Source organism: Seramator thermalis, assembly GCF_004138125.1.
GTDB lineage: Bacteria > Bacteroidota > Bacteroidia > Bacteroidales > Dysgonomonadaceae > Seramator > Seramator thermalis.
Map to the genome: position 1 here is coordinate 1 of NZ_RXHS01000020.1, position 13,591 is coordinate 13,591.

Consider the following 13,591-nt stretch of genomic DNA (forward strand, 5'->3'; position numbering starts at 1 on the left):
CTTTACAGTGTTTGGAATTACTATAAAGATACTGATAATCAGCTACTTAACCTTATTTTCTATGTTAAACTTTGTTACATAAAACATTGAATATTAATTAGTTAATTGAATATTTACCGAACTATTGGTATATGTATAAATCATTAAATATACGAATTCTTAAAAGCATCATAAAATCGTTTACATTCTCTTATTGGGTTTGTAAACGATTTAATGGTAACTTTTTCAAAAAAACATGTTATAATAAGTTATGAACATACACAAAAGATTAATAGTTGACTTTTCCCTGATAATCGTTGGACTTTTTATCTCTTCTTCAATCTTGGCACAAAAAACGTCAAACCCTTTAAAAGGGAAGAATATATTGTTTGTTTATGGCGGCTGGGAAGGACATGATCCGGTTTTAACCAGGGATATTTTTGTACCATGGATGCGGTCGGAAGGAGCCGAGGTCGTCGTATGCGACAATTTGGATTGTTATACTGATTCAACTTTAATGAGTAAGACCGATCTGATTGTTCAAACATGGACCATGGGTGAAATCACCAATGAGCAGGAACGAGGTTTATTGAAAGCTGTAAGGCGTGGCGTTGGACTGGCAGGCTGGCACGGAGGGCTTGGTGATGCATTCAGAAACAATGTCGAATATCAGTTTATGGTAGGTGGTCAATGGGTTGCTCATCCGGGCGGTGTTATTCCATATGATGTACATATTGTTGATCATAGAGATGAAATTACAAGCGGATTAAAGGATTTTCACATGAATTCGGAACAATATTACATGCATGTGGATCCGAGCGTAAAAGTTTTGGCAACAACAACTTTTAATGGTGATCATGCCTCATGGATAGACGGATGTGTTATACCTGTTGTTTGGAAGAAAATGTATGGTAATGGTCGGGTATTTTATTCTTCACTTGGTCACGTAGCTAAAGATTTTGATGTCCCAGAAGCATTGGAAATAATGAAACGAGGTATCAGATGGGCGGCGGTGAGTTTATATGAAGAGCCGGAGCCATGGATCAATCCGGTGTATGCTGATTAAAAAAATTTCCGGTAAAAATATTCGCTAAAAAAAGAAAGTGAATTCCACTCGGAAATTCTCCCTAAGGGTTTATTTTTACGGTTGCAAAACAAAAAATAATCAACACGCGCAAAGGTACAAATTTGAGCGGACAGCAGCTTAAACAGACAGGATATGAAGCGAAGCGGATTTACATCACAGATTTGACTTCGATAGCGTTGTTTAGGAACATCTCGAAGGAAGAAGGTTGGCGTCAAAGTCCATACCGTCATGCGTTAGGAAGATAACCGGCACTGTTTCATCCGTTAAGCGGAGGCTGAAAAACATAATCATCTTTTGCCAAAAAAGATAAATCTTCCCAAGATTTTATCTTCATCGCGGATGACGCTGATTCAGGGTTCCGGAAAGATGAGCAGATCGATCTGGTTTAAAGCAGCTGAGGCGGAACTTTCCCTTTGAAGAGCTAAAGGGTCGCCGGAAAGGAATGACCGACCGATATTCGCCTCAACGGGAAGAAGTGGTTTGCTTTTAAAAACTCACGAAAAACGGAGCTGAAATCTTCTTAAATCGCAACTACAAAAATAAACTGCCGGTTTACCGGACAACAGCGAAAGTTAAAAAGTGTCTATAACACTAACAAAAACTGTCAACTTTTTTCAGGACGAGACAGTTGTTGGTTTCTGTCTGGACTGTACCCTTTGTTATGGCTGTTGCCATCCTGATCGGGTTTGTGGTATTATTCCAAGAAAATAAGAAAAATGAATCTGTATAGTACACATGTATAACACACATCTTTAAATACTTTTTGCCTATGGATATATAAGTCAAGGAACTTCTTCAACTTCAAAAGGTGTAATAATTGTCATTGAGAACTTTTTTGTGAAATTAATTAAATCATTGAAAACATGAATAAAACATTAACTGCGAAAGAAATAAAAACTTACCGAGGAAAATTGTACTTCTAAATTGAACTTAAGACAAAACATCAAAAGAGAGATACGCATATTGAGGCATTTTATAGAAAAGTTCTTCACTACACCTTAATTTAAATTTTTAAAGCAAATTTAGTTTAAACTCAATTATTAATCTTACTTAAAACAAAAGAGTTATGGAAAACAATTATTGTAAAATTATTCCTGTTTTACCAAAAATCAGGGAATTAAAATCCTGTAAAAAAAGGATGAGGATAGGATTGTTTTTTCTAATGTTCAGCATTTCTTATTCCTTTGCGTTAGTAACTCATGCAACAACCTCAAGTCCAATGATGAACACAGAAAATCAACCTATTCAGAAAGCTTGGGAAATTGTTGAAGAAAAAAACATCAACCAACAACAGCGCACTATTTCCGGCAAAGTAACCGACCAAAACGGAGAACCACTACCTGGTGCAACCGTCATAATAAAAGGTACCACCCAAGGAACAGTAGCTAACGCTGAAGGAGAATACACTCTCACAAACATTCCCGAAAATACCACTTTAGTGTTTTCTTTTGTCGGAATGAAAACTCAGGAAATAAACGTTGGGAACCGCACAATTATTAATGTAACTATGGAAACCGAGGCCATCGGTCTTGAAGAAGTGATCGCAGTAGGATATGCTACCCAAAAGAGAGTGAATGTAGTAGGTTCTATAACTTCTGTAGGAGGAGAAAAAATTGAAGCAATTCCCGCTGCCGATATAACAAATACTCTCGCAGGACGTTTGGCGGGCGCTGTTATCATTCAACCCTCAGGAGAACCGGGACAAACTGCAGCAAGAATTTTAGTTCGTGGTCGGACTACGTTAGGGGATAATACCGGTCCTATGGTGGTTATAGATGGTGTACCCGGACGTTCGTTAAGCGATATTGATCCTGTAGATATTGAAAGCATTTCGGTATTGAAAGACGCTTCTGCAGCTATTTATGGCGCCACTGCAGCTAACGGTGTAATATTGGTAACGACAAAAAGAGGACAAACGGGCAAACCGCGCTTAAGTTATCAATTCTATCAAGGGTATGCCTCACCTTCTCTTCTTCCAAAGGTAACCAATGCGGGAGATTATGCCACAATGCTAAGCGAATATCAAGACTATGAAGGAAAACCACGAACATTTTCCGACAATGATATCGAATTATTTTATAGCGGTAGAGACCCTTGGGAACATCCCAACTCCGACTGGATGGGAGACTTGATAGCCAAGTGGAACGGCATAACTAAACATAATATTACTGTCGATGGTGGAACTGACAAAGGGATCAACTATTTTGTTTCGTTTGGCTATAAAAGTGAAGATGCAATTTATAAACAAGAATCGACTAAATATACCCAATATAATCTACGCGCCAATCTTGATATTCCCATAACGGAGTGGTTAAAAACAACCGTTCAATATGGTGGTTTTCTTAACAATGAACTCTATCCCGTAAAAAGCGCAGGGGATATTTATGGCCAAGCGACCCGATTATTGCCTACCCAATGGTCATTCTGGCCTACCGGTGAACCGGGTCCGGACATTGAATATGGTGATAATCCTGTAGTAACCTCAACTTTAGAAGGAGGGTACGATGATCAAAAATCTTACATTAATCAATTATCATTTAGCGGAACCCTTACTCCTCCGATGATTGAAGGACTATCAATCGGCGTGTCTTATAATTACGATGTTACAAATTGGCACAGAAAAAGATTTTGCAAACCATGGATACTTTACTTTCCCAAATGGGAAACTGCAGTCCGGGATTCGGAAGGATTTATCACAAGTATGGAGCTCGTTCCGACCGAAAGAGGATTTGAGGCACCCGAACTCAATGAAGAATATAATCGTAGCAGCAGAGAACTTCTCAATTTAAATTTTAACTATTCACGTGATTTTGGGGATCATACCATCAATCTGTTCGGAGCATTTGAGCAAATTGACGAAAATGGAAATAATTTCGGTGCATTTCGCAAGCATTATATCTCAGACGTAGTTCAGACTATAGATGCTGGTGGGGATACCGATAAAAATAACTGGGGAGGCACATGGATATATGCCCGTGAATCCTGGATTGCGCGTTTCAATTACGATTATCAAGATAAATATTTGTTAGAAGCTATTTTCCGAAGAGATGGTTCACTTAAATTTCCCCCAGACAGTCGATGGGGTAATTTCCCTGGTTTACTCCTTGGTTGGCGAGCGTCGGAAGAAGATTTTTGGAAAGAAAATCTCGGGTTTATTAATTATTTTAAATTGAGAACATCTTATGGCAAAATAGGAATGGATCCGGGAAATCCTTTTCAATATCTAAACAAATATACAAAAACAAGTGGATTAACGCTTGGTACCTCAAAAACGGTAGAGAGTGTCGTTCGACGTGAAGGGGTGGCTAATCCCAACATTACGTGGGAAAAACAAACCACGTACAATATCGGATTCGAGTCGCAACTTCTCAATAACTTGTTTTCTCTCGATGCAGACTTATTCTACAACAAACGTTCCGATATACTTGCAAAAAGAAATGCATCCGTTCCGGAGTTTACCGGACTAACACTGCCTGATGAAAATATTGCTGAAGTTGATAATCGAGGTGTGGAAATTGTAGCCGGATATCATAAAACAATAAGCAGCGATTTCCGCTTTGATATTTCGGGCAATTTTTCCTATAACCACAACGAGGTAGTGTTTATGGATGAACCGGAACGGTCAGTTCCCTGGCAACGGCAAACAGGTCACTCATATGGCGCAACATTGCTCTATAAGGCTATAGGTATTTTCCCCGACGAAGAGGCAGTGAATTCCTATCCTCATTGGGATGGGGCTAAAGCGGGTGATGTTATTTTCGAAGATGTCAGCGGGGACAAAAAAATAACCAGTGATGACCGAATTCTTCTCGATAGAACCGATGCTCCAGAGATATTCTACGGTTTATCGCTTGATGCTATGTATAAAAATTGGACATTGTCACTACTTTTCCAGGGACAAGGTACTTATTATCGCATAAGTACGCAAGATGACCGTCGAGGTGAAGCAGGGAACTATTTCCAATGGCATTTTGATAACCGATGGACTCCGGAAAACACAAAGACAAATGTTGCCAGAGCATACAACCGTAATGATCAGTACTGGGCATTCAGTGTAAATAACAGTACCTACTGGTGGGATAACATGGCTTATTTCCGATTGAAAAATGTAGTTATCGCATATGATATTCCTACTTCCTTTGTACAAAAAATCGGGCTGAAAAATGCAAATGTTTACTTTTCGGCAAACAATCCCCTATTAATTTACTCGGCCCAACGAAACTTTGATCCCGAAGTGGGAGCACCTATGACCTATCCTACTACTAAAACTTTTGCAATTGGCGCAAAAATTACGTTTTAATTTATTAAATGACGATAGAAATATGGAAAATTTAAAAAAATATTCAGTAATAATCGGGGCACTTTTATTCCTCACCATATCATGTCAGGATGTACTCGATCAAAAATCGGTCGATTCTTTCAATGAAGAATCTATTTTTGAAGACATTAATCTAACGAAAGCCTATTTAGGCAGATGTTACGATTATATTGGGGTAGACGATAACTTAGTACTGGGCCTTCGTGAAGATATACTTGCAGCTGCCACAGATGAAGTATTATGCATTCACCGCCCCGCATCTTTTACCTTTGTAAAAGGCACCTTGAGTCCTGATTATTTAGGGCACTTTGGGGATTGGCAATTCAATTGGATTTCTTGGTCATTATACAAAAATATCCAAAATGTGAATGTCCTCCTTGCAAATATTGACAATGTGCCTACACAAACTGCAACCGACGAAGCATTGCTATCAAGAATGAAAGGAGAAGCTTATTTTATCAGAGCATTCGATTACGCTAATCTGATGCGTTCATATGGTGGTCTTATTCTTATTGACGAACCTTTTGAGTTAGATCAGGATTTTTTGTCGATACAACGCTCATCAATTGATGAAACACTTGCATTCATTGTTGCCGACTGTGATAAAGCAATAGAACTTTTACCCACAAAAGATGGAATTGAACAAGGGCGTGCAACTAAAGGAGCAGCAGCAGCATTAAAATCGAGAATCTTAAGTTGGAGTACCGGAATCCTAATGAACGGGGGATACGAACCGAATAATCCACTGGTATCATTTCAAGAAGGAACGAGAAAAGAAAGGCTTATTGCTGCAAAACAAGCGGCGAAAGATATAATCGATGGGAAATATGGGAACTATGAACTTGCCGGAACCACTGCTGATCCACCAGCGAATATGACGGAAGAAATAATCATGCAATATGCCGATAATTTTTTCAATATTTTTACTCAAAAAGGAGAATGGAATGATGAAGTTATTTGGGGTATTCAGTATTTACAATCGCAAGGGAATGCGACCACACAAAATCGATGGTGGGGACCCAATGGTTATCATAACTGGGGTAATAACGGACCCAACGAATCTGTAGTGAGAAAATTTGAAATGGCAGACGGTACACCTTTTATTTGGGATAAATATGATCCCGGCAACATGTACGTTCGTGATTTTACTGCAACCCAATTAGAGGAAGACCCTGAAAAAAATCCTTATGTAGGGCGTGAACCGCGATTCTACGCTACAATTCTATTTGATGGAGCAAAATGGCAAGAACGTCCAACTGATGCCCAAGCAATTGATCCGGAAGGGCGTATACAAACGGGTTACTATATAACCGCCGCTGGCGATACAACAGCAGGTCTCGATACCCGCCAGAGTTTCATTGAATCGTGGAACGGTACGAAAAACGGTTACTATCTCAAAAAATATCTTGACCCAACTGTTGTAGGTCAACATTATAATAATGAAAATTCATGGATTGAAATGAGATATGCCGAAGTCCTTTTAGACTTTGCGGAAAATTGTATAGAACTCGGAGAAATTCAGGAAGGCTTAGACGCCCTTAACATGGTGCGCAATCGAGCAGGGCTTCCCGACAGAGTTACGAACGATCAAAATCAAGCAAGGGAATGGTGCAGAAAAGAGCGACAACTCGAATTCTTTGCTGAAGGAGATCGATGGTATATGATACGCAAATGGATGATTGCTGACGAAGTAATCGAAAATGTGTATCTCATGAAAATATATCATTATTCCAACGGAAGAACTAAATGGGTTTATGACACCACAAAAAGTGTCGACGACAGGAAATGGAATCAGGCAAATTATTGGTTACCTATTAAAAGAACCGAAATTAACAGAGCACCCCAATTACAGCAAAATCCGGGTTATAACTAACTTGCAATATTTTTAGATTCAAAGAGAGTGGCCCACGTTCAATATGGGTCACTCTCTTTTAAAAAAAATGCCAAAATTATTCATAGCTCAATGTATTTCCCTAATGAAAAATTGTCACAAACGAAATCAAGCCACCCTATATGTAAGCAAAACTTATTCCAAAGGCAAAAAGGTAATATACGTTATGCTTTTTATGGCTTTAACAATAATCTTCGGTTTTCCCCGGCCTCTAATTACAGCCAATATTTACGTATATGATTCACAGCAGCTTGCTGCCATTGTAATTTCCAACGATGTTGCCGACAAAACCATGAGTTTGGTCTCGGATAACATCTCTATAGTAACCATGGATAAGAATGGGCCGGTAACAGATATTTCGCAAGGTAACGCTAAAACAACAGCAACTACCCGAGAAAACTGCCAGAAAGCGAGTTGCACAGTCACGGTCAAACCATGTGAAGAAAACATCATTCCGGTTACTGCAGCTATTCCCGTTAATGACTTTTTGAACAGCATCGGGGCATGTTCCGCCATATCCAGACGTGGGGAAAATTTACAAAGCACCATAGCCTGTGCAAAATATCTGGGTATCCGCTGGTTTAGAGCAGGCTACGAAAGCGACATCCCTGTGTCTGACCTTATCGAACTCCATCATCAGGCCGACGTTTGCTTCAGCTATGGACTGGGAAGCGGAGGCAATGATTTGCAAAGGCTGCTTGATGGAGCAAAGCAGTTGGCTTCGGCAGGGGCATTGCTTGCCCTGGAAGGAAACAATGAACCGAATAACTGGGGGGTTACCTACCAGGATGAAACAGGCGGAAGAGATTTATCGTGGGTGCCAATAGCTAAATTGCAGCGTGATTTATACCGATCGGTAAAAAACGATCCCGCTTTAAAGGATTATCCGGTCTGGAACATCTCTGAAAGTGGCGCTCAAACCGATAATGTAGGCCTTCAATTCCTGACTATTCCGGAAGGAGCAAATACTTTCATGCCTGCTGGTACCGTGTATGCAGATTACGCAAATTGCCATAATTATATCGTCCATCCCAGCTGGCAGGGAATCCATGATAACCAGACATGGATTGCCTCTGATCCCGGTCCGGAATGTAAGGTAGATGGTCTGTACGGAAACTACGGATTGACATGGCTGAATAAATATCCCGGTTATTCAGTTTCAGAACTTATGACGCTCCCCAGAATTACAACTGAAACGGGTGTTGCCATTGATACCTATGGTGTAGACGAAGAATTACAAGGCAAACTTTTTATGAATTTATATTTATCTCAATTCAAACAAGGTTGGAGCTACACATCTATATACTTGCTCAGGGATCGTACCGACGAGAGTGGTAATCAGCAATATGGTTTCTACAAACCCGATTATACTCCACGCCAAGCAGCACACTATCTTCACAATCTGACCACAATCTTGGCTGATGCTGGTTCAATCTCATCACCCGGCGTTCTTAATTATTCCATACCCCGCCAACCAGTTACCGTGCATGATATGCTGTTGCAGAAAAGCAACGGAAAGTTTTACCTGGTACTATGGGGTGAACAATATTCTGGCGGTTCAAACAATGTCAGCATCAACTTAGACGCCACGTATTCCTCTATAAATATTTATGATCCAACCATCGGAACATCAACGGTTCAGACCTTAAACAATGTCAGTTCGGCAACAATAAGCGTAACCGATCATCCTTTAATAATTGAAATTTAATTTAAAGAAGAAAGGGATATAAAATGAAAAAAATTAGCATTTTAGCGTTCACCTTGTCAGCCATTGCTTTAAGTGTGTCCGCACAAACAAAACAGCCTATGGAAATGAAACCGGAAATGACCGAAATCTGGGAACCGGAAGTTCCTGTCGTTACTCCCGGTCGAACTGCAGCTGATGCTCCTTCGGATGCCATCATCCTATTCGATGGCAACGACCTCTCCAATGAATGGACAAATGCCGAAGGCGGCCTGCCCGGATGGAAAGTAGCCGACGGATGCGTTACCGTTGTCAAAGGAGCCGGGATCATCAAGACAAAAAAAGTTTTTGATGATTGTCAGTTGCATATCGAATGGCGAACACCGACCAAAGTTGAAGGCGAAAGCCAAGGTCGCGGAAACAGCGGCATATTCATGCAGGAACGCTATGAGGTTCAGGTGCTCGACAGCTATAACAACCGAACTTACAGGAACGGTCAGGCAGGAAGTATTTACAAACAATACGCGCCGCTGGTTAACGTTTGCAAAGCGCCCGGTGAATGGCAATCATACGATATCATCTACACTGCACCCCGTTTCAACAACGATGGCACTTATTTTACCCGCCCTGCTATTACCATCTTGCAAAATGGCGTTTTGATTCAAAATCATGTCGAATTGCGCGGTCCCACGCAATATATCGGAATTCCGGAATATTTTGTCGAAAAGCACGGTGCAGCCGGTATTGTTTTGCAGGATCACGGCAATCCGGTAAGTTTCAGAAACATCTGGATCAGAAAATTATAAAAGCTCATTTTAATAAAATAGAAAATTCTCAAAAAATTTATCGAAATTCAAGCTTATTTTTAGGAGGAAAGTTGTTTTCCTTTAAAAGAATAACTAATTTTAGAGCCGAAAATATCATCAACAACACTAAATGTACCTTGTATCATGAACAGAAAACTCAAAATGGGAATGGTAGGTGGGGGAATCAAAGCATTTATCGGTGCCGTTCATCGTCATGCCGCTTTAATGGACAATCACATTGAACTGGTATGTGGCTGTTTCAGTTCAAACCCCTCCATTTCTAAGGAATCGGGGAAACTTTACCATCTCCCGGATAACCGGATTTACGAAACTTATCAGGAAATGTTTGAAAAGGAAGCGCAACTTCCGGAAGGTGAAAAAATGGATTTTGTTTCGATTGTTACACCTAACTCCGTGCATTTTGGACCGGCTATAATGGCACTGGATAACGGATTTCATGTGGTAATCGACAAACCCATCACATTTACGCTCGAAGAAGCGCTGAAACTGAAGGATAAAATCGAAGAAACCGGACTTATCCTGGCACTTACCCATACCTATTCGGGATACCCTGCCGTAAAACATGCCAGACAAATGGTAGCAAATGGCGAGCTCGGAAAAATTCGCAAAGTATATGTAGAATATCCACAAGGTTGGCTTGCAAGTGATGTTGAAAATCAAGGTAATATCCAGGCAGCGTGGCGTACCGATCCAAACCGATCGGGAAAAGCAGGGTGCATGGGAGATATAGGTACTCATGCCCATCATTTGGCTGAATACATTACCGGCCTGAAAGTAACCGAGATATGCGCCGAACTTTCTATTTTTGTACCCAACAGAAAACTCGATGACGACGGTGCAGCTCTCTTGCGTTTCGATAACGGGGCTACAGGAGTCTTAATGGCAAGTCAAGTAGCCGCAGGAGAAGAAAACGCCCTCAAGATACGAGTTTACGGCGAAAAGGGAGGCCTTGAGTGGTTGCAACACGATCCAAACTCGCTTATCGTAAAATGGACAGACAAACCCTTGCAGGTACTGCGTGTAGGCACCAGCATGAATAGTTCTGTAGCCCTTCATAATAGCCGTACACCCGGAGGTCATCCCGAAGGTTACATCGAAGCTTTTGCCAATATCTACCGAAACTTTGCATTAACGCTAATGTCCAAAATGGACGGAAAAGAACCCTCACCGGAAATGCTGGATTTCCCCGGAGTGGAAGATGGTGTCCGGGGAATGCAATTTATCGAAACTATGGTAAAAGCCGGTTACGACGATACAACCAAATGGGTGAAATTTCCTGATTTACAGTAAAGAAATTATATAGTACAACATTTTTAAATTTTCAATCGATATGTCAAGACCCGTAACACTATATACAGGACAATGGGCTGATCTACCCATCGAAAAAATGTGCGAGAAAGCCAAATCATTCGGCTACGAGGGACTCGAACTCTGTACATGGGGTGATCACATGGAAATTAACAAAGCCGACCAGGCTTATTGCGACAAGAAAAAAGCGCTCCTGAAGAAATATGGACTCGAACTATACACTATATCCACCCATCTGGTTGGGCAATGTGTGTGCGATGCTATCATCGACGAACGTCACAAGGGTATTTTACCCGATTATATCTGGGGCGATGGGAATCCCGAAGGAATTCGACAACGTGCGGCACAGGAAATAATCAAAACTGCCAAAGCAGCCAAAATGCTGGGGATAGATACGGTTGTAGGTTTTACCGGCAGCCCTGTCTGGCACATGCTATATTCTTTCCCTGCTATTCCTGACGGCATGATCGAAAAAGGATATAAAGAATTTGCCGAGCGCTGGATCCCTATCCTCGACGAATTTCAAAAACTTGGCGTAAGATTTGCGCTTGAAGTCCACCCCACAGAAATTGCTTTTGATATCCATACTGCACATCTTGCCTTGCAAGCCATTGATAATCACCCGGCTTTCGGTTTCAATTATGACCCCAGCCATCTCGGATATCAGCACGTCGATTATGTCCGGTTCATTTACGAATTTTCCGACCGCATTTTTCACGTTCACATGAAAGATGTCTATTGGAGCGATGTCCCGATGGGAATCGGCGTTTACGGTGGTCATGCCGATTTTGGTGATAACCGTCGATATTGGAATTTTCGAAGCCTGGGTCATGGAAAAATTAATTTCGAGAATATTATTCGTGCACTTAATGATATTGGTTATAAAGGCCCATTATCGGTAGAATGGGAAGACAGTGGAATGAACCGCGAAGCAGGGGCTATTGAATCCTATCGTTTCGTAAAAAAAGTTGACTTCGACCCATCCGATGTGGCATTCGACAAAGCCATGAAAAAGCGTGAGGAGTAAGATCAATTACTAAAAACCGAAAAAATGGACAGAAGATCTTTTATCAAACATTCAGCTTTAGCTACAGCGGGACTGGGTTTAGCTTCATCAATGCCCCGCGCGATGAATTCCTACCGACGAGCCAATGAAAAACTGGTTTGCGGCGTTATCGGCGTAAACGGAATGGGGTTTTCCGATCTTGAGGCATTTTTAAACCAGCCCGATACCGAATGTGCCGCACTCTGTGATGTGGACGAAAATGTACTCAATAAACGCATTGCAGATGTCGAAAAAATTCAAGGGCGCAGAGCCAAAGGTTTTAAAGATTTCAGAAAATTACTGGAAGAACCGGGAATAGACGTCATCATTATCGGAACACCCGATCATTGGCACTGCCTGCCTTTTGTTTACGCGCTACAGGAAGGGAAACACATCTATTGCGAAAAACCTTTGGCCAACTACGTCGAAGAAATCAACCTTATGGAACGAGTTGCTCACCGTTATAATGGTGTAGTGCAGGTCGGTCAATGGCAACGAAGCGATAGACATTGGCAAGATGCGGTTAACTTTGTTCATTCGGAGAAACTGGGTAAAATACGTACCGTCCGAACGTGGTCCTATCAGGGATGGATGAAATCTATCCCGGTTGTTCCCGACAGCAATCCTCCGGCAGGTGTTGATTACGACTTTTGGTTGGGCCCCGCACAAAAACGCCCTTTCAACCAAAATCGCTTCCATTTCAATTTCCGCTGGTTTTGGGACTATGCGGGCGGATTGATGACCGACTGGGGAGTCCATATTATCGATTACGGTCTCTTTGGGATGAATGCCAAAGCACCTAAATCGGTAATGGCTATGGGCGGTAAATTCGCCTATCCGGATGATGCCGCCGAAACACCCGATACAATGCAGGCCCTTTATGAATTTGACGATTATACGATGCTGTGGGATCACGGAACAGGTATTGACGGAGGTTATTATGGTCGTTCTCATGGAGTTGGATTTGTTGGCAATAATGGGACTCTGGTGGTAGATCGCACCGGATGGGAGGTTATACCCGAAGGCGGAAATGATCCCAAAATGGAGCGCATAGATTTGAGAAAAGGCGATGGTCAGGGATTGAACAATCATATGAAAAACTTTATCGAATGCATCAAAGATCGCGATAAAACTCCAAATGCGAATATAGAAATTGCAGCCAATACCGCTCGAGTATGCCACTTGGGGAACATAGCACTGAAGTGTGGAAGAAGGCTATATTGGGACGCTAACAATACAAAATTTATCCGTGATGAAGAAGCTAACAGCTACTTAATTCCCTCCTATCGAGCCCCTTGGGAATTGCCTCAAGTGTAATTCTGTTGCAAAAATACATCGAGATAATTGCATTTTTATCTCATAATTTTTCGGAATCATAATAAAAATGACTATTTTTACAGCCAGTTTAAAAAAGTAAACAAGTTTTGACCTTCACATCTTCTTTCGTATCAA

General features: G+C 41.2%; 8 protein-coding genes. All 8 read left to right on the forward strand.

What is annotated here, in order from left to right; genetic code table 11:
* Nucleotides 1-250 precede the first annotated feature (250 nt).
* The 8 genes from EJN84_RS11355 (at nt 251) to EJN84_RS11390 (ending at nt 13,456) form a co-directional block, all read left to right on the forward strand.
* The gene (locus EJN84_RS11355) at nt 251-1,045 is read left to right on the forward strand and encodes a ThuA domain-containing protein (protein WP_129595534.1); all 795 of its coding nucleotides are present in this window, start codon (nt 251-253) and stop codon (nt 1,043-1,045) included.
* Nucleotides 1,046-2,285: 1,240 nt separating this feature from the next.
* Complete coding sequence (locus EJN84_RS11360) at nt 2,286-5,366, forward strand: SusC/RagA family TonB-linked outer membrane protein (protein ID WP_165004306.1); 3,081 nt, start codon at nt 2,286-2,288, stop codon at nt 5,364-5,366.
* Nucleotides 5,344-7,257, forward strand: coding sequence for a RagB/SusD family nutrient uptake outer membrane protein (locus EJN84_RS11365; RefSeq protein ID WP_129595536.1), 1,914 nt, complete (start codon nt 5,344-5,346; stop codon nt 7,255-7,257). Before EJN84_RS11360 ends, EJN84_RS11365 begins: the two co-directional genes overlap by 23 nt.
* A gap of 193 nt (nt 7,258-7,450) precedes the next feature.
* Nucleotides 7,451-8,983, forward strand: a complete 1,533-nt coding sequence (locus EJN84_RS11370; RefSeq protein ID WP_165004309.1) for an Ig-like domain-containing protein — start codon at nt 7,451-7,453, stop codon at nt 8,981-8,983.
* 23 nt (nt 8,984-9,006) lie between these two features.
* Nucleotides 9,007-9,765 (forward strand): 3-keto-disaccharide hydrolase, encoded by a 759-nt coding sequence (locus tag EJN84_RS11375; protein WP_129595538.1) that lies wholly within the window; start codon nt 9,007-9,009, stop codon nt 9,763-9,765.
* A 144-nt stretch (nt 9,766-9,909) separates the two neighbouring features.
* Nucleotides 9,910-11,076 carry a Gfo/Idh/MocA family protein gene (locus EJN84_RS11380; RefSeq protein WP_129595539.1) on the forward strand — a complete coding sequence of 389 codons (1,167 nt, stop codon included), beginning with the start codon at nt 9,910-9,912 and terminating at the stop codon, nt 11,074-11,076.
* Between the two features lie 40 nt (nt 11,077-11,116).
* Nucleotides 11,117-12,121, forward strand: coding sequence for a sugar phosphate isomerase/epimerase family protein (locus EJN84_RS11385; RefSeq protein WP_129595540.1), 1,005 nt, complete (start codon nt 11,117-11,119; stop codon nt 12,119-12,121).
* A gap of 24 nt (nt 12,122-12,145) precedes the next feature.
* Nucleotides 12,146-13,456 carry a Gfo/Idh/MocA family oxidoreductase gene (locus EJN84_RS11390; RefSeq protein WP_129595541.1) on the forward strand — a complete coding sequence of 437 codons (1,311 nt, stop codon included), beginning with the start codon at nt 12,146-12,148 and terminating at the stop codon, nt 13,454-13,456.
* The last annotated feature ends 135 nt before the right edge of the window (nt 13,457-13,591 follow it).

Bases quoted from the DNA above. Each gene is read 5' to 3' on its own strand.
- EJN84_RS11380 (WP_129595539.1), top strand. From the start codon at position 9,910: ATGAACAGAAAACTCAAAATGGGAATGGTAGGTGGGGGAATCAAAGCA.
- EJN84_RS11360 (WP_165004306.1), top strand. From the start codon at position 2,286: ATGATGAACACAGAAAATCAACCTATTCAGAAAGCTTGGGAAATTGTT.
- EJN84_RS11355 (WP_129595534.1), top strand. From the start codon at position 251: ATGAACATACACAAAAGATTAATAGTTGACTTTTCCCTGATAATCGTT.
- EJN84_RS11390 (WP_129595541.1), top strand. From the start codon at position 12,146: ATGGACAGAAGATCTTTTATCAAACATTCAGCTTTAGCTACAGCGGGA.
- EJN84_RS11385 (WP_129595540.1), top strand. From the start codon at position 11,117: ATGTCAAGACCCGTAACACTATATACAGGACAATGGGCTGATCTACCC.
- EJN84_RS11370 (WP_165004309.1), top strand. From the start codon at position 7,451: ATGGCTTTAACAATAATCTTCGGTTTTCCCCGGCCTCTAATTACAGCC.
- EJN84_RS11375 (WP_129595538.1), top strand. From the start codon at position 9,007: ATGAAAAAAATTAGCATTTTAGCGTTCACCTTGTCAGCCATTGCTTTA.